Origin of the sequence: Alteriqipengyuania sp., from assembly GCF_964222115.1 — a bacterium.
Lineage (GTDB): Bacteria > Pseudomonadota > Alphaproteobacteria > Sphingomonadales > Sphingomonadaceae > Alteriqipengyuania.
Genome location: NZ_CAXQBM010000012.1, coordinates 1 through 18962, shown reverse-complemented (window position 1 = coordinate 18962; position 18962 = coordinate 1). Strand labels below are relative to the sequence as shown.

Below are 18962 nucleotides of genomic sequence, written 5' to 3'. Positions count from 1 at the left end.
CCGGATGTTGCTCCTCGCCCCGCAGCCAGGGCGAGGAACAACACCTTACGAACAGGGCAGGACGACCTCGGCATCGGTGCCCAGCCGCACCTCGCCGATTGCGTAGTCCGCTTTGCCGGTGGTCGTGAGCATGAAGGGCTCGGTCAGCGAAGTGACGTCCGCGCCCTTCGTGCGCAGGCACTTGAGCGGGATGCCGTAGCGCACCCACCGACTGCTCTCGGGAAGCGTTACGGTGGCAAGCCCCTCGCTATCCGGTCCCATTGCGCCGAGCATCGCGGAATCGGGTGCGTCCCACACCTTGATCGTCGCAAGCAGCAGGATGTCGGCATTGGTTTCCCGGTCGATGTCAACCGGCTCGAAATTGCGCAAGGCCACGCTGGCCGTGCCGCCATCGATGGAGAAGCGGCGCGCACCTTCCTGCACCACAAAGTTTTCCGCCGTCACGCGCACGCGCCCGCCCAGCGCCTCGGCCGGAACGGTGGTGACGCGCGTCTGTTCGCCGGTGCCTTCGCCATTGACCAGCAGCGACCATCGGGCCGCCGGCGCACCGGCACTGAACCACAGGCGGCTGTCGCCACCAAGCTGCGTCGCGTCCAGTTCGGGCAGGGCGGTGTAGGCCGTTTGCGGACTGGAATAGCTCAGGCCGTCGCCGAATTTGAACAAGGCGCCATCGGCCATGTCCACTGTGCGCGGCCAGTCTGCCGGGAGTTTGCCGACGAAGTCGTGGCGAGGGCTTCCAGCATCGTTGCCCACCAGCACGTCTGCGATCCCACCGCCTTCGCTGCCCGGCAGCCACGCGACCACGAAGGCATCCGAGGCATTGAGCGCGGGGTTCACGTAAAGCGGACGCCCCGTAATCATCAGCGCGACCACCGGGATACCCTGTGCCTTCAGCTTGCGCATGGTTTCATACGGGCCAGTCAGTTCGGGGTCGAGCGCCAGCACGGCGCGGTCGCCCTGGAATTCCGCATAGGGTGTTTCGCCAAACACGACGACCGCCGCATCGGGCCGGGTGGTGAAACTGCCGTCGGGCGACATCTGCGCGCTTCCGCCGCCCGCCTCGACGGCCTGCTTCAGGCCCGACCAGATCGAGGTCGCACCGGGGAAGTGGCTGTTGTCGATCCCCGTGCCCTGCCAGCTGAGCGTCCATCCGCCCGACTGGCGGGCAATATCGTCTGCTCCTTCGCCCGCGACCAGCAGGCGCCCGCCGGGCTTCAATGGCAAGACGCCCTGGTTCTTGAGCAGCACCAGCGATTTGCGCACGGCTTCGCGCGCAACTGCCCGGTGCTCCGGCGCGCCGAGCAACTCATACTCGCCCGAGTAGGGCCGGGCGGAGGGTTTGCCTGCCTCGAACAGGCCGAGCCGTGCCTTGACTTCGAGGATCTTGGTCACGGCTTCGTCGACCCGGCTCATCGGCAGCTCGCCACTCTTCGCCCGCGCCAGCAGGTCGTTATAGATCGGCTTCCATGTGTCGGGCGCCATATACATGTCGACGCCCGCCATCAGTGCCTGCGGGCAGCTTTCGTTTGTGCATCCGGCGACCTGGCCGTGCGCGTTCCAGTCGGACACCACGAAACCGCCGAAATCCATCCGGTCTTTCAGCACGCCGGTGACAAGCGACTTGTTGCCGGTCATCTTCTTGCCCTGCCAGCTGGAGAAGCTGACCATGACGGTCGACACACCCTCGGCGATGGCGGGGCCATAGGGGGCCCCATGGATGTCGCGAAGGTCTTCTTCGCTGATCGAGGAATCGCCCTGGTCGACCCCGTTATCCGTGCCCCCGTCAGCAAGGAAGTGCTTGGTCGATGCGATGACGTAGGGTCCGGCGAGAAGGTTATCGTTGCTGGGCGGGCCCTGCAACCCGCGCACCATCGCGCCGACATAGGAGGCGACCAGCTCCGGATCCGAGGAGTAGCCTTCGTAAGCGCGGCCCCAGCGGAAATCCTGCGGCACCGCGACGGTGGGCGCGAAAGTCCATTCCTGCCCGGTCACACGGATTTCCTTGGCCGTCACCGCGCCGATCTTCTCGACCAGGTCGGGATCGCGCATCGCGCCGAGGCCGATATTGTGCGGGAAGACCGTCGCGCCGATGATATTCGCGTGGCCGTGGACAGCGTCCGTTCCCCACACGATCGGGATACCAAGTCCGCCGTCACTCTTGTCGACCGAAGCGAGGTAAAAGGCGTCCGCCGCTTCGAGCCAGTCGGGCGCGGGGGAGAGATCGTTGCCGTTGGGGCCGCTGTTGCCACCCACCAGGATCGAGCCGAGATTATAGGTCTTCACGTCCTCTGGGGTGACGCAGCAAAGGTCTGCCTGAACCAGCTGGCCGATCTTCTCCTCCAGGGTCATGCGGGAAAGCAGGTCGGCGATCATCGTGCGATCTTCCGCCGGGACCGCCACCGGATATTCGTAGGCTGGCCAGATTTCCGGATTGGCTATACCCTTGCCGGCCACTTCGGCTGGCTGCGGCTGGGGCTGTGCCACGCTGGTGGACAGGCCTTCATCCGTTGTCGCAGTGCATGCCGTAATCGCAAGCGCCAAGCCGATCGTGCTGCCGACCCGTGTCCAGTCCAACATTGTCCCTCTCCCTGCGCATTCTGTGATGCGATACTAAATGTGAGCGGTATCATTTCGTGAAAATCGCGATGGGGCAAGTACGAATTCGTTAAAAGTATCACCGCCGCAGGGGACGTGCCATTTGACATCGCCCATCGCTAATCGATCTCTCAACTATTGAAGATAGCGCTACCATTACGGTGTTTCCGACCCTCCGGCTTGCTTTCGCTCCACAGGCATGGCCAAGATGATGCGACCGACATGACCGCTTTAGACAACCTCCATATTTACGACATCGCCGTCATCGGCGGTGGCATCAATGGATGCGGAATCGCGCGCGACGCAGCTGGCCGGGGTGCGAAGGTGCTTCTGCTGGAGGCAAACGACCTGGCCAGCGGGACTTCGTCTGCCTCGTCGAAGCTGATCCACGGCGGGCTACGCTATCTGGAGCATTACGAATTCGGCCTGGTGCGCGAGGCATTGGGTGAACGCGAACGCCTGTGGGGCATCGCGCCGCATGTCATCTGGCCCATGCGTTTCGTGCTGCCCTATGTCGATGGCTTGCGTCCGCGCTGGCTGCTGCGGCTGGGCCTGTTCCTCTACGATCATATCGGGGGCCGCAGGAAGCTGCCCGCGACCTTGTCCATCGCCTTGCGGGATCACCCGGCGGGCAAACCCCTGAAGTCCGAATTCCAGAAGGCATTCGTCTACTCCGATTGCTGGGCGGACGATGCGCGGCTGGTGGTGCTCAATGCGCGCGATGCCGCCAATCGCGGGGCCGATATTCGCACACGATCGCGGGTCACGGGCTTTGCGCGAGAAGGCGATGGCTGGCGTGTCGACGCTGGGGGCAAGAGGTACCGTGCTCGCGCGCTGGTCAACGCAGCGGGTCCCGGAGTGCTCGACGTGCTCGAAGCAGGTCATGTGGAGGACGACAGCCGGATGCGGCTGGTGCGCGGATCGCATATCGTGGTGGCCGCCCTGTTCGACCATCTCTTCGCCTACTTCTTCCAGCTACCCGACGGGCGGATCTTCTTCGCGATTCCTTACGAGGAGGATTTCACGCTGATCGGCACCACGGACGCGGATCATGCGGGATCGCTGGAGGATGTGCGGGCGAGCGAGGAGGAGATCGCCTATCTGTGCGAGGGCGCGAGCCGATTCTTCGAGAAAGCGATCACGCCGGACGATGTGGTCTGGTCTTACGCTGGGGTGCGGCCCCTGATCGACGATGGGTCGGATAAGCCGGAGGCGGCGACGCGCGGCTATCGGCTCGAACTGTCGGACGCCTCGCGCGGTGCACCGCTGCTCAATGTGTTCGGCGGCAAGCTGACGGTCTATCGCCACCTCGGGGAAGAGGCGGTGGACATGCTCGCGACGCGGCAGGAGTTCCCGCACCCCGATGCGTGGACCGGAGATGAGCCGCTACCGGGCGGGAACTTCGCCCAGGATGGAGCGAGTGCGCTCATCGGGCAGCTTGCCGGGCGCACGCCGTTTCTGGACCAGCGAACGCATACGCGGCTGGTGCATGCCTATGGCACGACCGCACTGGAAATCTTTGCTGGTGCAGACAGCCTCGCAGAGTGCGGCATCGATTTCGGACATGGCCTGACGCAGCGCGAGGTCGATCACCTGGTCGCCAATGAGTGGGCTGTCACGGTGGACGACGTTCTCTGGCGGCGCACCAAGCTGGGCCTGCGGCTCGATCCGAAACAGGTCGATGCCCTGGATACGTACCTGAAGGGTCGCGCAGACACGGGCTGAGACCGCCAGCTGACCCTGCCGCGTGCAATGCAGACGAATGCGCGCTGCACCGCGCCGGCTTTCCTTGACTTGGGACCTCCAGCCCGCCGAAGTCGTTCAGGAAGCGTGGAATGGGGACAATGATGAGCGAACAGCCCGTACTGGCGGACCTTCAAGATCTCACCGCGCGGCTACAGTCGCTTCATCAGCGGACCCGTGAGACGCCGCTTTTCAACCCCGTTTTCCAGCTGTCGCACGATCTGTCGCGCGCGCTGGAAAGCGGCGAGATGACGCTGGATGGCATCGAAGGGCTGGTCGATGGGCTGGTCGAGCGTTCGCTGGATGCGCGTGCCGCGCGCCTGCGCCGACTGATCGACCCCGAAACGCGCCGATCCCGCCTGACCGACCTTGCGCGCAACACGGGCGAGGATTTCGATGCTTTCCGTGAGGCTTGGTCCCACCCGCGCATGCATGCGGTGTTCACTGCGCACCCGACTTTCCTGCTGACACCCGCGCAATCGGCGGCAGTCGCAGAGGGCGCACTTACGGGCGATACGCCGCCGTCGGCAAAGGACGCGATCGAACCCGAGATCACGCTTCGCTACGAGCACGAATGCGCGATGTCCGCGATGGCCCACGCACAGGATGCGCGCGACAGCATCGTAGCTGCGGTACTGCGCGCAGCACAGGAGAAATGGCCCGACCGTTGGCACGAGCTCGATCCGCTGCCGTTCCGCTTTGCCACCTGGGTCGGTTACGACATGGACGGGCGCACGGACATTACATGGATGAATTCGATTGCCTTCCGGCTGGCGGAGAAGGCGCAGCGGCTCGCGCGCTACGTCCGCTCGCTGGAAGCGATAGACCCCTCGCACAAACTGCTCGCCCCGGTTCTGGCAGCGCAGAAGCGAGCGCAGGAACTGGCCGAGCGTCTTTCTGAGGATGTTTCGGACCCGGCGGACTTTACCGCAGTGGCCGATCGCATGTCGGAAGGGGCGGACGACAAGATCCTGACCCTGGAGCCGATTATCGACCGGCTGGAAGCGGACGCGCGCAATGCGGAGCCCGGGCAGGCGGTTGCCCTGCGCACTCTCACCGCCGCGATGCGGGCCGATGGGTTGGGCATGGGCTGGATCCATTTCCGCGTGAACGCGAAGCAGCTGCACAACGCGATCCGGCGCGAACTCGACGATCCCGAAATCGACCTGTCCAGCCGGGGCGCGATGGCCGCGCTGCGCGACCTGCTGGCCAAGGCGCAGCCGCAGCGATCCAACCTTGCCAGCCTTGCGGTGGAAAGCAGCACGGCAGTCCGCCAGTTTCTCGCAATGGCGCACATCCTCAAGCATATCGACGCAGATGCGCCGATCCGCATGCTGGTTGCCGAGTGCGAACAGCCTGCGACCATGCTGGCCGCGCTCTATTTCGCGAAACTGTTCGGGATCGAGGAGCGGATCGATATCTCGCCCCTGTTCGAAACCGAGAGCGCGCTTGAACATGGCGGGCGTTTTCTCGACGCCCTGCTCGCCGAGAGGGCTTACAAGGATTACGCAAAGCGGCGTGGCCGGATCGCGATCCAGACCGGTTTTTCCGATGCCGGCCGCTTTGTCGGACAGGTGCCTGCAAGTCTCGCAATCGAAAGGCTGCAGGGCCGCCTCGCGGAAGCGATGGCCAATAATGACCTGACCGATGTCGCAGCGCTGGTCTTCAACACGCATGGCGAGGGCATGGGGCGCGGGGCGCATCCTGCCAGCTTCTCGGACCGGCTGGAATGGCCGCTCAGCCCGTGGGCGCGCCGCCGTTTCGCGCGTGCAGGAATCAGGCTGGAAGCCGAAGCGAGCTTTCAGGGCGGCGATGGCTACCTGTTCTTCGCAGGGCCGGAACTGGCGCTCGCGACGCTGACGCAGATTGCCGCGCTGACACCCGAAATCGGCGATCCCGATGCTCCCACCGATCCGTTCTACCGCCGCACCGACCTGAGCCTCGATTTCTACCGCGCGATCAAGGATCACCAGCGCCACCATCTGGAAAGCCGCACCTATTCGCGCGCGATTACCAGCTTCGGGCTGGGGCTGCTGAACCAGACGGGCAGTCGCAAGTCACGCCGCCAGTCGGACCTGAATGCAGAGCGCGAGATGAGCCTGCGCCAGATCCGCGCAATCCCGCACAACGCGATCCTGCAGCAGCTCGGCTACCCGGTGAATATCATCGCAGGGCTCGGCAGTGCGGCGAGCGGGAATTATGAGGATATCGCCACCCTGCTTAACGACAGCCCGCGCGGGCGGCAGATCATGCGGCTGGCGCGTGCATCGGACTCATTGGCCAGTATCAAGACGGTCGCCGCACATGGCGAACTGTTCAACTCCGCCTATTGGGCAAGCCGCACCTACCGCGGGACGGAGGACCACCTCGCACGATCCTGCGAGGCACTGGCCGAATACCTGATCGGGGACGATCGCACGGGCGTGTTCCGGCGGCTGGCATCGCGGCTGCGGGTCGATGCGCTGAAGTTTCACCGGGTGCTCGACCTGTTGCCTGAAGAGGCGCACGATCCCGAGCGTGAGGAGGTTCGTCGCACAATCGGCGCGTTGCAGGCGCTGCGCCTCGCACTACTACAGCACATGTTCCTGAAGGTCGTCTCGGTCCCTGCGTTCAGCCGCGCAAACGACATCAGCCGCACAGACGTGCTGGAAATGGTGTTCTCCTTGCGGGTGGACGATGCGCTGGCGCAGCTTCGCCGCGCGTATCCGGCAGACATGGCGCGCAAGAGCGATTTCCCTGTGGCCGAGCCGGGCGACTATCCTCAGGGCGAGGGCGAGGGCTATGCCGCGATCCGGCGCGATTACATCGAGCCGATCGAGCGCGCCTACGGCCTGTGCCTGCGCATCTCCACCGCCATAGCCAACCAGTTCGGCGCACACGGCTGACGTGGCGCCAGCCTACAGCGAGTAGGCAGTAGTGTATTTGATTCGCTCCATGGCAAAGCGCGAGGTTACGTTCTTGAGCGGGACAGCCTCGATCAGCGCACGGTAGAACGCGTCGAAATCGGCCATCGAGCCGACCGATATGCGGATGGTGTAATCGACCTCGCCCGCCATGCGGTAGACCTCCATTACCTGCGGCATGGCGGTTACGGCACGCGCGAAAGAGTCCAGCCATTCCGGGGAGTGGTCGGCAGCTTCGACGTCGACGAACACGCTGATGTCCTGCCCGATTTTCGCTGGGTCGAGCAACGCCACGCGTCTGGCGATTACGCCCGCTTCCTCCAGCTTCTGGATGCGGCGCCATGTCGGCGTTTGCGACAGGTTCACCCGCTCCGCGATTTCAGTGACGGGGCGCGAGGCGTCCTCCTGCAAGAGCCGCAAGATCGCCCGGTCAGTTGAATCCATGCGTCTGATTGCCTCGAATTAGAAAAATATGCTCAATTAGCAGATATTCCAGCAGAGCGCATGTTATTGCAATCCCTGCATTGGGGCGCAATGCGGTTCGCGCTATATCGCGCGGATGGAAAAATCTTCCAAATTGCCGCGCCTGCCCGTCGTCCTGACTGCGAACGATCTTCGCAGTGGGGATGTCGTCTATTTCGACGGCGAGGGCTGGGTCCTGCGCCTCGCCGATGCCGTGCTGGCGGAAGATGAGCCTACCGCGCGCGGTTTCGAACGGGTCGCGGCGGATAGCGCGGGAACTGTTGTCGACGCTTATCTCGTTTCGGCTGCGAAAGGCGAGGGCGGGGAACCGGTGGCGGCTCACTACCGCGAACAGATCCGATCCTCGGGCCCGACCATCTCATTCGGCGGGGAAGCCTGATGTATCGCTACGACGAATTCGACGAGCAGCTGGTGCGCGAGCGGGTCGATCAGTTTCGCGGGCAGGTCGCGCGCCGCCTCGATGGGTCGCTGAGCGAAGACGAGTTCAAGCCGCTGCGCCTGATGAACGGGCTCTACCTGCAGTTGCACGCCTATATGCTGCGCGTTGCTGTGCCCTATGGCACTCTCAACTCCGCGCAGATGCGCCAGCTCGCGGAGATCGCCGACAAGTACGATCGCGGATACGGGCATTTCACCACGCGGCAGAACCTGCAGTATAACTGGCTGAAACTGGTCGACGTGCCGGACATCCTGGCGATGCTCGCCGACGTCGGGATGCATGCCATCCAGACCTCGGGCAACTGCATCCGCAACGTCACCGCCGACCATCTGGCAGGCGTCGCCGCCGACGAGATCGAGGACCCGCGCCCGACTGCCGAGCTGATCCGCCAATGGTCGACGCTGCACCCCGAATTCGAATTCCTGCCGCGCAAGTTCAAGATCGCGGTGACGGGCGCGGAGGAAGATCGCGCGGCGGTGAACGTGCACGATATCGGCATCCGGATCGTCGCAAATGATGCGGGCGAGGTCGGGTATCGCGTGATCGTGGGCGGCGGGCTTGGCCGCACGCCGATGGTCGGCAAGACCGTGCGCGATTTTGTGCCGCGCGAAGAACTGCTCGATTACCTCGAAGCGGTGTTGCGCGTATACAACCGCCACGGTCGTCGCGACAATAAGTACAAGGCCCGCATCAAGATCCTGGTGCACGAGCTGGGCGCCGCCGAATTCACCGCGCAAGTGGAAGAAGAATTCCGCGTGATGGAACGCGGCGGGCCGGAAGTGGCGCAGGCCGAGCTTTCCCGCATCGCAGAATACTTTGCGCCGCCCGCACTGGATGAACGCGAGGAACCTTCGGCAGTGCTGTCAGACGCGCGCAATGCCGACCCCGCGCTGGAGCTGTTTGCGCAGCATAACCTCGTACCCCACAAGGTTCGCGGCCACGCGGCGCTGATCGTATCGATGAAGCCTATCGGCAAGCCGCCTGGAGACGCGACCGCAGACCAGATGCGCGTGCTCGCCGACCTGGCCGAGCAATTCTCGCACGACGAACTGCGCGTCACCCACATGCAGAATGTGGTCCTGCCGCATATCCGCCTCGACGATGTGCCTGCCATTTTCGAACGGCTGCTGGAGGCCGGACTGGCAGAGCCCAACGCGGCGCTCATTACCGATATTATCGCATGCCCCGGCATGGATTACTGCGCGCTCGCCACGGCGCGTTCGATCCCGATTGCCGAGGATATCCAGCGCGTGTTCGCGGACCCTGCACGGCAGGCGGCGATCGGCAAGCTCAGCATAAAGATTTCGGGCTGCATCAATGCCTGCGGGCACCACCATGTCGGCAATATCGGCATTCTGGGGCTGGAGCGTGCCGGGCGCGAAAACTACCAGATCACGCTGGGCGGTGATCCGGGCAACGCCACCGCTCTGGGCGAGCGGCTGGGGCCCGGCATCGATGCCGAAGCCGTGCCCGGTGCAATCGAGGCGATTGTCGATACCTACCTCGATCTGCGCGAAGGCCCGCAGGAGCATTTCCTGGATGTGCTGAAACGCACCGGACCCGACCCTTTCAAGCCCGCGCTCGTAGCAAAACAGGAGGCCGCCGATGCCTCTGCTTGATGCCAAGGGACTGACTCAGGATGAGGCCACGTTCGTGGAGCTGGATGCTCTGGATAGCGTGCTCTGCGACCGTGGACCGGGCGACCGGATCGGGGTGCAAGTCCCGGCGGAGGCCGATGGCGAGTCTCTGGCGCGCGGTGCATCGCGGGCGGACCTGATCGCGATCACATTCGAGAAGACCGGCAACGGGCGCATCTTCAGCCTAGCCGAGACGCTGCGCCAGCGCGGCTATCGCGGGACGATCCGCGTGGTCGGCCCGCTGATCCCCGATCAGTTCGCCTTCGCACTCGCCTGCGGAATCGACCAGGTAGAGATCACCGAAGAACATCTTGCCCGTCAGCCGCTGGAGCAATGGCGCGCCGCCGCGGCCACCATCACGCGCACTTACGTGGGCCCGGACGGAATCTTCGCCAGGAGAGCCCAAGCCCGTAAGGCGGAAAGGGGCGCGGCATGAGCCTGCCCGACTTCTCCGGCACGACCCCGCAAGAACGGCTGGCATCGCTGCGCCGCTCGGTGGCGGGTCGCATCGTCTTCACGACCAGTTTTGGGCTGGAGGATCAGGCGATCACGCACATGATCCGCGAGGGCGGGCACGATATCGAGATCGTGACGCTCGACACGGGCCGTCTCTATTCGGAAACGCACGCGGTCTGGGCGGAGACGGAGCAGCGCTACGGCCTGCGCATCCGATCCTTCCATCCCGATCCGCAGGCGCTTGCCGCGCTGCTCGACGATTGGGGCGCGAACGGCTTCTATCACACGAAGGACGCGCGGCTTGCCTGCTGCGGCGTGCGCAAGGTCGAACCACTCAAGCGCGCGCTTGCGGGCGCCGAAGCGTGGGTCACAGGCCTTCGGGCGGACCAGTCGCAAGCGCGGGGCGATGTGATGGCAATCGAGTTCGACACCGGCCGCGGCCTGGCGAAGGCCGCGCCGCTGCACGATTGGTCGCGCGAGGATGTGGCACGTTTCTGCGAGACCAATGGCGTGCCGGTCAACGCGCTCCATGCGCAGGGCTACCCCTCGATAGGCTGCGAGCCGTGTACCCGCGCTGTGAAGCCCGGCGAACCGGAACGCGCGGGTCGCTGGTGGTGGGAGCAGGACGACGCGAAGGAATGCGGGCTGCATGTCGATGCCGACGGCAAGTTCGTCCGCGCAAAGGAGGCCGTGCAATGAGCCGCAAGCCGACAAGGACTCCGCCGCGTATCGCGCCGCTTGCCAAGCTGCCACTGTTCCATGCGCTGGATGGCAGGCGCGTGCTGGTGGCGGGCGATACCGATGGTTCGCGCTGGAAGGCGGAATTGATGAGCGCGGCGGGCGCGCATGTGCTGGTGCTTGCCGGTCCCGAAGCCAGTACAGAGCGGTGGACGGGCCTCGTCGAAAACCCGGTCGATGGCCCCGTCACTCTGGAACTACGCGACTGGCTGCCGACCGACTTCGACGGGCTCGCGCTGGCCATCGGCGATCTCGATCATTCCGATGGAGAGGCCTTCGCCGCTACTGCGCGTGCTGCGAAGGTGCCGGTCAACGTGGTCGACAAGCCCACCTTGTGCGACTTCCAGATCGGATCGATCGTCAACCGCTCACCCGTGGTGATCGGCATCTCGACCGATGGTGCGGCGCCCATGCTGGGCCAGTCGATTCGCAGCCGGATCGAAGCCGTGCTGCCCAACGGGTTTGCAGGCTGGGCCGCCGCCGCCCAGCGCTGGCGCACGACGCTCAAGGCCCGCGTGCCCGATGCCAAGGCGCGTCGGCGCTTCTGGGAGCGGTTTACTGCCGCAGCTTGGAGCGCACCCGAACACAGCCCGACGACCCGCGATTTTACCCACCTGTTGAAGGACGAAGGCGAAACCGGCGGCAGCGTGACCATGGTGGGCGCAGGCCCGGGCGATCCGGAGCTCCTGACCCTGAAAGCCGTGCGCGCTCTGCAGGGCGCGAGCGTGATCCTCTACGACGATCTGGTGTCGTCCGAGGTGCTGGAACTCGCCCGGCGCGAAGCGCATCGCATTTCCGTTGGCAAGCGTGGACGCGGGCCCTCGGTCAGCCAGCGCGATATCGATGCAGAGCTGGTGCGGCTCGCCCAGGCAGGCGAGCGGGTGGTGCGCCTGAAAGGTGGCGATCCGCTGATCTTCGGCCGCGCGACCGAAGAACTGGAGGCCTGCCGCACCGCCGGGGTGCCCGTGGCGATCATCCCCGGCATCACTGCCGCGCAGGGGGCCGCCGCCGCGCTGGGCTTCTCGCTCACCGAACGCGAGCATGCCCGCCGCGTGCAATTCGTTACCGGCCATTCGATGGCGGGCGCCTTGCCCGAGGATATCGACTGGCAGGCTATTGCGGACCCGCACGTAACCACGGCGATCTACATGCCGCGCGCGACACTGGCCGAATTCGCCAGCCGCGCCATTGGCGCAGGGCTCGATCCGCTGACTCCCGCGCTCGCCATTGCATCCGCGACCCTGCCTGAGCAGACCGAGGTGCGCGGCTCGCTCGCCGCCTTGCCCCAGCGTGCAGCCACATTGCCGGAAGGTGCGCCCGTGCTGGTCTTTATCGGCCAGGTCACGCGCGAGGCCGTGCGCGAAATCATCGGGAATGCCGCATGACCGCGCCGCTCAGCCATCTGCAGATGCTCGAAGCGGAGAGCATCCATATCTTCCGCGAAGTCGTCGCGGAGAGCGAAAATCCGGTGATGCTCTATTCGGTGGGCAAGGATTCCGCCGTGCTGCTGCATCTGGCGCGCAAGGCCTTCTTCCCGGCGCCGGTCCCGTTTCCGCTGCTGCACGTCGACACGACTTGGAAATTCCGCGCAATGTACGAATTTCGCGATACGATTGCGGAGAAGTACGGCGTCGAACTGCTCATCCACCAGAACCCTGAGGCCAAGGAGCGCGGGATCAACCCGTTCGACCACGGCCCGCTACACACCGACATGTGGAAATCGCAGGGGCTGCGGCAGGCGCTTGACCTCCACAAGTTCGATGCCAGCTTCGCCGGCGCCCGCCGCGACGAGGACAAGAGCCGCGCGAAGGAGCGTGTCATCAGCGTGCGCACCGCAGGGCACCGTTGGGACCCGCGCCGCCAGCGGCCCGAGCTGTGGAACCTCTACAACGCGCGCAAGGCACCGGGCGAAACGATCCGAGCCTTCCCGCTCTCCAACTGGACCGAAGCCGACATCTGGCAATATATCGCTGCCGAGAACATTCCCATCGTACCGCTCTATTTCGCGGCTCCGCGCCCGGTGGTGGAGCGCGATGGCATGCTGCTGATGGTCGATGACGATCGCTTCCCGCTGCGCGATGGCGAGGTACCGGAAGAGCGCTGGGTGCGCTTCCGCACGCTGGGTTGCTACCCGCTGACCGGGGCCGTCGAAAGCCGCGCCGATACGCTGGAGGCGGTGGTTGCCGAGACGCTGGCTACCAAGGTTTCCGAACGGCAGGGCCGCGCGATCGACCGTGACAGTTTCGACTCGATGGAGCGCAAGAAGCGCGAAGGATACTTCTGATGCATGGGTCCGTCGCAGCCAGCGCGCAGGCCGAAACGCGCGCCGCTCCCCCGCTCGAAAAAGACCTGTTGCGCTTCATCACGTGCGGCAGCGTAGATGACGGCAAGTCCACGCTGATCGGGCGGATGCTGTACGAAACCAACAGCGTGCCAACCGATCAGCTGGAAATGCTCGCCGCCGAAAGCCGTCGCTTCGGTACGCAGGGCAACTCGCTCGATCTCGCGTTGCTGGTCGATGGCCTGTCGGCTGAGCGTGAGCAGGGCATCACCATCGACATCGCGTATCGCTATTTTGCGACGGAGAGCCGCAAGTTCATCGTGATCGATGCGCCGGGGCACGAACAATATACGCGCAACATGGTCACCGGCGCCTCGCAGGCCGACTATGGCGTGCTGTTGGTGGATGCGCGGCAGGGGCTGACCGAACAGACCCGGCGCCACGCGCGCGTGCTCAAGCTGCTGGGCGTTTCGGGCATGGTGCTGGCGGTCAACAAGATGGACCGTGTGCGCCTTCTGCAGGACGCCTTCGACGAGGTGGTCGGCGCCTTTGCAGCTTTCGCCAGGGAAGAGGGGATCGAGCACTTCGATGCCGTGCCGCTCTCCGCACTGACCGGCGCCAATGTCGCGTCTTCGTCCAGCGCGATGCCCTGGTACGATGGGCCCGCGCTGCTCAGCCTGCTGGAAACCGTGCCCACGGGGCTGCGGTCAAAGCGGGCAAAAGAACCGTTCCGCATGGCTGTGCAATTGGCGCTGCGCCCGGATGAAGGTTTTCGCGGCTTCGCAGGCACCATCGCATCGGGCAGCATAGCCGTTGGCGACCGCATTCTCGTGCAGCCGAGCGGGCATGCCAGCACCATCGCACGTATCGTGACGATGGACGGAGACCTTGAAAGCGCGGGTGCGAACCAGGCCGTGGTGCTCGTTCTGTCCGACGAGGTCGATTGTTCGCGTGGGGATGTGATCGCATCTGCCGACAAACCCTTGCCACTGGCCACGCGCATGACATCGGAACTGGTGTGGCTGTCCGAACAAAGCTTCAGCCCGACGCGCGACTATGTGCTGAAGTCTGCTACGCGCTCGATAGCGGTGCGGGTGGACCTCCCCGACGGCGGGCAGGAGCTTGCGCTGAACGCGATGCGGACCGTCTCGCTCGAAACGACGGGAGAATTGCCGGTCGAGCCCTATAAGGCAGGCAGCCTGTTCGGCGCGTTCATCCTGCTCGACAAGGAAACGCAAGCGACTGTCGCGGCGGGCATGATCGGTGCATTGGATAGCGCTCAGTCCGGTTTGCGGAACGGCCCTGAGGCCGACATCGTGTGGTTCGATGCCGGAGGAGTTGAAGACTCCGCGCATGAATTGTCACGGATCGTCGCGGGGCTCTCCGCCAGCGGTAATCGCGTGATGGCCTTCGATGACGGGGACTTGCAGGAAAGCGTGTGTACGGGGCTGGACCGCGGCTCTGCCGAATGGGGCGCACGCGCCTATGCCGTGGCGACACTGGCTGCACGCAGCGGGGCGACCGTGGTGGTTGCGACCGCATCGCCGCGGCCCGAAGGCAGCGATGCGCGCGATGTCTCACAAGCGAGCGCCATCGCACCCGACTGGGTGATTTGAAGCGCGAGTGCGGGCAGCCCCTTATGTGCTTGCCCGAATTGACCCGATGATGAAGGGTTTGGTGCGGTCGAGAAGACTCGAACTTCCACGGCCTTGCGGCCACAACGACCTCAACGTTGCGCGTCTACCAGTTCCGCCACGACCGCACACATGCCCGCGTGTTTCCGGGCTGCATTCAGGGATTGGCGCATTGGCCAGTCCCCGTGAGGAAGCGGCGCCCTAGCAGGGGTGCACGCACCCCGCAAGCGCCTTTACAACAGGTTTCAGAAAGCCCTCGAAAGGCTCAGGAAGGGCTCCAGCCGATCTCGGCAAACTTGGCCGATTTCGGCAGGTCGGTGATCGCCTCGTTGATATCAAGCGACTCGCCCGGCTGCAGGCGGCCCTGCCGCGGCAGGATCTCCCAGTTATAGACCTTGCGATTGCGCGAATCGTAAAGGACGATCAGCACGGGCGGGACAGCCTTGGTCTCGCGCCCGACATTCTTGATCTCGCCCGCGACGCCGAAATATTCGCTGCCATCGGGCAGGGTCCGCCGGTCCTGCTGGTTGGCCGGGAATTCCAGCACCAGGTCGGGCTCGTTCGTGGCGAAGGTCGGGCGGCTGACCGGTACCCAGTCGGGCAGGCCGGCATAGCTGACCGCCGCAATCGTCCCGACGGAGATCATCGCGAACAGGCTGGCGGCCATGCCCCACATTTTCACCGGGTTGCGGCGTGGCTTGAATGGGGGTTCGGCGGCGAATTGCGAGCGAGTATCCGCTGCCGGCTCACGATCCTCTTCATCGGCAATGGGTGGCACATCGTGCCACGGTTGGCGCGGCGTGGGTGCGGCTTCGGCCTTGGCCGAACCGTCCTTTTCCAGCGTTTCGAGGTCGAGTGTGCTGCCTTCCTGGAACCAGCTGTGGCGGCATCGCGCACAGCGTACCGTGCGTCCTTCCGCCCCAATGGCGCTGTCGGGCACGGCATAGCGTGTGTCGCAGGCAGGACAGGCGAGGATCATAGTGTCATTTCCATTACGCCTTGCAAGCATGCAGAGGCAAGCGCCCCGGTGGTGGACGGGCAGGTTTTGCGCCTTTTGTCCACACGCAATGCACCCTATATCCCGCCTTGTGTTAACCACGGGACGGGTCCGGACAGCATGAGGCAACACCATGTCAGGTGGTGACGGCGAAGTCGCGTTCTTCGATAACGTGGGGCTGCGCTATGGCACCGGCAAGGAGATCCTGACCGATGTCAGCTTCTCGCTGTGGCCGGGCAGTTTCTATTTTCTGACCGGGGCCAGCGGCGCGGGCAAGACCAGCCTGCTCAAGCTGCTGTACCTCGCGCAGCGGCCCTCGCGCGGGATCATCCGCATGTTCGGCAGCGATGTCATCACCATGCCGCGCTCGCGCCTGCCGGGGTTCCGGCGGCGGCTGGGCGTCGTCTTTCAGGACTTCCGGCTGGTCGATCACCTGTCCGCGTTCGACAATGTCGCGCTGCCGCTGCGGATCGCGGGAGTGGATGAGAGCGAACTGGTGCAGCCGGTTTCTGACATGCTTGACTGGGTGGGGCTGGCGCACAGGGCCGAGGCGCGGCCCGAGACGCTTTCGGGCGGCGAAAAGCAGCGCGCGGCGATTGCCCGCGCGGTTATCGGGCGGCCCGATATGCTGCTGGCCGACGAGCCGACGGGCAATGTCGACCCCGACATGGCGCTGAAGCTGATGCGGCTGTTCGAATCGCTCAATCGCCTCGGCACCACGGTGATTGTGGCGACGCACGATGTGCACCTGCTGCAGAACGTACGCAGTTCGATGATCATGCGGCTCGACAAGGGACGTCTCGCGGACCCGACGGGCGCCTTGCGCTACCCGCCGCGCAGGCATGCCGGTGACGAGACGCATCGATGAGCAAGCCACCGATTACCGATGCCGCGCGTTCCGGCCAGTCGACCTTCGATGGTGCCAAGGCGCGTGCGCTGATTCCGCAGGCGCGGCTCGCCGGGCCAATGCCGTGGGTGCTTGCCATCATGGTCGCGCTGACTGTGCTGGCGGCCGGGGCCGGGCTGTCGCTCGGCAACCTTGCGGGTGGTGCACAATCCGAACTGTCGGGCGGCGCGACCGTGCAGATCCTGGAGGCAGATCCAGCAGGCCGCGCCGAGCAGGCAGCGGCGGCACAGGAGGCTTTGCAGACGATGGATATCGTCGCGCAGAGCCGTCTGGTCCCGCAGGAAGAACTCGACGCCCTGCTCGAACCCTGGCTGGGCGGGGCGGGCGATGCGGAAAGCGTGCCCGTGCCCGCGCTGATCGACGTGCGGCTGGGCGGAGAGGCAAATCCGCAAGCAATCGAGCAATTGCGACAAAGACTGGCCGATGTCGCGCCCGATGCGCGGGTCGATGCGCAATCATCCTGGCTGCAACCGGTGTTCAGCGCGCTTACATCGCTTCAGTACCTTGCGCTCGCACTGGTGCTGCTGCTGGCGGTGACGAGCGCGGCAGCCGTGTTCCTCGCGGCGCGCAGTGCGTTGGGCAATAACCGCGAGACGATCGCGATCGTCCACCTGCTGGGCGGCACCGATGGGCAGATTGCGCAACTGTTCCAGCGTGCGGTGCTGTTCGATTCCATCCTCGGCGGGATCGTTGGGCTGTTGCTGGGGCTCGCGGCGGTTCTGGGCCTGGGCTACCAGTTCTCCGCTCTCGACAGCGGAATGATCGCCAGCGCTGGTCTGGACTGGCTGGACTGGAGACTGATTGCACTGATCCCCATCTTCGGGGTGGCGCTGGCGGTGTTGACCGCGCGCTTCACTGTGTTGGCAGCGGTTCGGACGATGTTGTGATCTGGCGTATCGGATTGTTGGCGCTGCTTGCGTGGCTGCTCGGCTTCGTCTGGTTCGCCGGGTGGCTGCCCGAACCTGCGCCGATGGAGCGGACCGACGCGGTGATCGTGCCGACCGGCTCTGCCGGGCGCATCGGTCGCGGGCTCGAAGTCGTCCAGACCGACAGCGCCGATACCCTGTTGGTGACGGGGGTCGACCCGGAAGTGAAGCCCGCCGAGTTTGCGGAGGAATTCAAGGTTCCCGACAAGGTGATGGAATGCTGCGTCACGCTGGGTTTCGCAGCGACCGATACGCGCGGCAATGCGCAGGAAACCCGCGAATGGACCGAGGCAAACGGGGTCAAGAGCCTGCGGCTCGTCACCAGCGACTGGCACATGCGCCGTGCGGCGGCGGAATTGCGGCGCGAACTGCCCGGCGACGTGAAGCTGATCGAGGATGCGGTGCGCAGCGAGCCGAGCTTCTGGATGCTGTTCGTCGAGTATCACAAATGGCTGGTGAGCCGCAGCGTGGGCCCGCTGTTTTCGTAGGATGAACCTGATCCGCAGCCTCGCCTTCTATGGCGTTTTCTATCTCGGGACATTGCCCCTGCTGCTGCTGGTGCCACTGCAGGGAAGGCGCGGTATTCGCCGCGTAGCCGGAGCGTGGACCAAGCTGCACCGCTGGAGCGTGCACCACCTGCTGAGCATCCGTATAATCCAGGAAGGCGGGCCGGTCGATGGCCCCGCGCTTTATGCCATGCGGCACGAAAGCTTCTTCGAAGCGATCGATGCAGCGTGCGTTTTCGAAGAGCCGGTGATCTTTGCCAAGCAGGAACTGTTCAGGATCCCGATCTGGGGGAGCGCGGCGACCAAGTACGGGCTGATCCCGGTTGCGCGCGACGAAGGCGCCAAGGCACTGCGCAGCCTGATGCGCGCGGCGAAGGTGGCCAAGGAAGAGGGGCGACCCTTCCTGATCTTCCCGGAAGGCACGCGCACGCCGCATGGTGAGGAAGGCGCAATCGTCTCGGGCTTTGCAGGCCTCTACAAGTTGCTCGGCCTTCCGGTGGTGCCGGTCGCGGTGAACAGCGGGCCGCTCTATCGCGGCCTGATCAAGCGGCGGGGCCAGATCACCTACCGGTTTGGCGAGGCGATCCCGGCGGGCCTGCCGCGCAGCGAGATCGAGGCGCGGGTCCAGGAAGGCATCAACGCGCTGCAGCCGTAGTTCGCTGCAGACCACCCGCCCCGCCTCCCCACCCAGCCACCATAGCCTGATGGGATCATTGC

16 protein-coding genes and 1 tRNA gene are annotated in these 18962 nt (G+C 64.9%); 13 read left to right on the top strand and 4 right to left on the bottom strand.

Translation table 11 applies throughout. The annotated features are described in order from the left end of the window. Positions 1–45: 45 nt before the first annotated feature. Positions 46–2577, bottom strand: coding sequence for a glycoside hydrolase family 3 N-terminal domain-containing protein (locus ACEQXE_RS01405; RefSeq protein ID WP_370177102.1), 2532 nt, complete (start codon positions 2575–2577; stop codon positions 46–48). 240 nt (positions 2578–2817) lie between these two features. Between ACEQXE_RS01405 and glpD the strand changes: the two genes are divergently transcribed. Together glpD and ACEQXE_RS01395 are read left to right on the top strand one after the other, a co-directional pair. Beyond that, entirely contained in the window at positions 2818–4320 is a 1503-nt protein-coding gene (gene glpD / locus ACEQXE_RS01400; RefSeq protein ID WP_370177101.1) for a glycerol-3-phosphate dehydrogenase, read from the top strand. Between the two features lie 119 nt (positions 4321–4439). Beyond that, complete coding sequence (locus ACEQXE_RS01395; protein ID WP_370177100.1) at positions 4440–7223, top strand: phosphoenolpyruvate carboxylase; 2784 nt, start codon at positions 4440–4442, stop codon at positions 7221–7223. A 12-nt stretch (positions 7224–7235) separates the two neighbouring features. On the opposite strand, the gene ACEQXE_RS01390 is transcribed toward ACEQXE_RS01395, so the two are convergent. Further along, a complete protein-coding gene (locus tag ACEQXE_RS01390) occupies positions 7236–7685 on the bottom strand; it encodes an Lrp/AsnC family transcriptional regulator (protein WP_370177099.1) in 450 nt (149 codons plus the stop codon). Positions 7686–7800: 115 nt separating this feature from the next. Here ACEQXE_RS01390 and ACEQXE_RS01385 point away from each other — a divergent pair, with 115 nt between their 5' ends. The 7 genes from ACEQXE_RS01385 to ACEQXE_RS01355 are packed head-to-tail and all read left to right on the top strand — an operon-like array spanning position 7801 to position 14891. Next, positions 7801–8103 (top strand): DUF2849 domain-containing protein, encoded by a 303-nt coding sequence (locus ACEQXE_RS01385; RefSeq protein WP_370177098.1) that lies wholly within the window; start codon positions 7801–7803, stop codon positions 8101–8103. After that, complete coding sequence (locus ACEQXE_RS01380) at positions 8103–9782, top strand: nitrite/sulfite reductase (protein ID WP_370177097.1); 1680 nt, start codon at positions 8103–8105, stop codon at positions 9780–9782. The genes ACEQXE_RS01385 and ACEQXE_RS01380 overlap by 1 nt, the downstream gene beginning before the upstream one ends. Further along, on the top strand, positions 9769–10236 hold the full coding sequence (locus ACEQXE_RS01375) for a DUF934 domain-containing protein (RefSeq protein WP_370177096.1): 468 nt from the start codon (positions 9769–9771) through the stop codon (positions 10234–10236). Before ACEQXE_RS01380 ends, ACEQXE_RS01375 begins: the two co-directional genes overlap by 14 nt. Next, positions 10233–10955 (top strand): phosphoadenylyl-sulfate reductase, encoded by a 723-nt coding sequence (locus tag ACEQXE_RS01370; protein ID WP_370177095.1) that lies wholly within the window; start codon positions 10233–10235, stop codon positions 10953–10955. The genes ACEQXE_RS01375 and ACEQXE_RS01370 overlap by 4 nt, the downstream gene beginning before the upstream one ends. After that, a complete protein-coding gene (gene cysG / locus ACEQXE_RS01365; RefSeq protein ID WP_370177094.1) occupies positions 10952–12379 on the top strand; it encodes a siroheme synthase CysG in 1428 nt (475 codons plus the stop codon). Before ACEQXE_RS01370 ends, cysG begins: the two co-directional genes overlap by 4 nt. Beyond that, the gene (gene cysD, locus ACEQXE_RS01360; RefSeq protein WP_370177093.1) at positions 12376–13278 is read left to right on the top strand and encodes a sulfate adenylyltransferase subunit CysD; all 903 of its coding nucleotides are present in this window, start codon (positions 12376–12378) and stop codon (positions 13276–13278) included. Before cysG ends, cysD begins: the two co-directional genes overlap by 4 nt. Next, positions 13278–14891, top strand: a complete 1614-nt coding sequence (locus tag ACEQXE_RS01355; RefSeq protein ID WP_370177092.1) for a sulfate adenylyltransferase subunit 1 — start codon at positions 13278–13280, stop codon at positions 14889–14891. Before cysD ends, ACEQXE_RS01355 begins: the two co-directional genes overlap by 1 nt. Positions 14892–14950: 59 nt before the next feature. Here the strand turns inward: ACEQXE_RS01355 and ACEQXE_RS01350 are convergent. Continuing rightward, positions 14951–15037: transfer RNA gene (locus ACEQXE_RS01350), tRNA-Leu, on the bottom strand. A 137-nt stretch (positions 15038–15174) separates the two neighbouring features. Further along, positions 15175–15888 (bottom strand): zinc-ribbon domain-containing protein, encoded by a 714-nt coding sequence (locus tag ACEQXE_RS01345; RefSeq protein ID WP_370177091.1) that lies wholly within the window; start codon positions 15886–15888, stop codon positions 15175–15177. Between the two features lie 151 nt (positions 15889–16039). Here ACEQXE_RS01345 and ftsE point away from each other — a divergent pair, with 151 nt between their 5' ends. Genes ftsE through ACEQXE_RS01325 form a run of 4 tightly spaced genes read left to right on the top strand, consistent with a single transcriptional unit; the run spans position 16040 to position 18900 of the window. Then, positions 16040–16774, top strand: a complete 735-nt coding sequence (gene ftsE, locus ACEQXE_RS01340; RefSeq protein ID WP_370177090.1) for a cell division ATP-binding protein FtsE — start codon at positions 16040–16042, stop codon at positions 16772–16774. Further along, a complete protein-coding gene (locus tag ACEQXE_RS01335) occupies positions 16771–17700 on the top strand; it encodes a cell division protein FtsX (RefSeq protein WP_370177089.1) in 930 nt (309 codons plus the stop codon). The genes ftsE and ACEQXE_RS01335 overlap by 4 nt, the downstream gene beginning before the upstream one ends. Further along, a complete protein-coding gene (locus ACEQXE_RS01330) occupies positions 17697–18227 on the top strand; it encodes a YdcF family protein (RefSeq protein WP_370177088.1) in 531 nt (176 codons plus the stop codon). The genes ACEQXE_RS01335 and ACEQXE_RS01330 overlap by 4 nt, the downstream gene beginning before the upstream one ends. Position 18228: 1 nt before the next feature. Next, complete coding sequence (locus tag ACEQXE_RS01325) at positions 18229–18900, top strand: lysophospholipid acyltransferase family protein (RefSeq protein ID WP_370177087.1); 672 nt, start codon at positions 18229–18231, stop codon at positions 18898–18900. Positions 18901–18962 lie beyond the last annotated feature (62 nt).

Bases quoted from the DNA above. Each gene is read 5' to 3' on its own strand.
- ACEQXE_RS01405 (WP_370177102.1), bottom strand. From the start codon at position 2,577: ATGTTGGACTGGACACGGGTCGGCAGCACGATCGGCTTGGCGCTTGCG.
- glpD (WP_370177101.1), top strand. From the start codon at position 2,818: ATGACCGCTTTAGACAACCTCCATATTTACGACATCGCCGTCATCGGC.
- ACEQXE_RS01395 (WP_370177100.1), top strand. From the start codon at position 4,440: ATGATGAGCGAACAGCCCGTACTGGCGGACCTTCAAGATCTCACCGCG.
- ACEQXE_RS01390 (WP_370177099.1), bottom strand. From the start codon at position 7,685: ATGGATTCAACTGACCGGGCGATCTTGCGGCTCTTGCAGGAGGACGCC.
- ACEQXE_RS01385 (WP_370177098.1), top strand. From the start codon at position 7,801: ATGGAAAAATCTTCCAAATTGCCGCGCCTGCCCGTCGTCCTGACTGCG.
- ACEQXE_RS01380 (WP_370177097.1), top strand. From the start codon at position 8,103: ATGTATCGCTACGACGAATTCGACGAGCAGCTGGTGCGCGAGCGGGTC.
- ACEQXE_RS01375 (WP_370177096.1), top strand. From the start codon at position 9,769: ATGCCTCTGCTTGATGCCAAGGGACTGACTCAGGATGAGGCCACGTTC.
- ACEQXE_RS01370 (WP_370177095.1), top strand. From the start codon at position 10,233: ATGAGCCTGCCCGACTTCTCCGGCACGACCCCGCAAGAACGGCTGGCA.
- cysG (WP_370177094.1), top strand. From the start codon at position 10,952: ATGAGCCGCAAGCCGACAAGGACTCCGCCGCGTATCGCGCCGCTTGCC.
- cysD (WP_370177093.1), top strand. From the start codon at position 12,376: ATGACCGCGCCGCTCAGCCATCTGCAGATGCTCGAAGCGGAGAGCATC.
- ACEQXE_RS01355 (WP_370177092.1), top strand. From the start codon at position 13,278: ATGCATGGGTCCGTCGCAGCCAGCGCGCAGGCCGAAACGCGCGCCGCT.
- ACEQXE_RS01345 (WP_370177091.1), bottom strand. From the start codon at position 15,888: ATGATCCTCGCCTGTCCTGCCTGCGACACACGCTATGCCGTGCCCGAC.
- ftsE (WP_370177090.1), top strand. From the start codon at position 16,040: ATGTCAGGTGGTGACGGCGAAGTCGCGTTCTTCGATAACGTGGGGCTG.
- ACEQXE_RS01335 (WP_370177089.1), top strand. From the start codon at position 16,771: ATGAGCAAGCCACCGATTACCGATGCCGCGCGTTCCGGCCAGTCGACC.
- ACEQXE_RS01325 (WP_370177087.1), top strand. From the start codon at position 18,229: ATGAACCTGATCCGCAGCCTCGCCTTCTATGGCGTTTTCTATCTCGGG.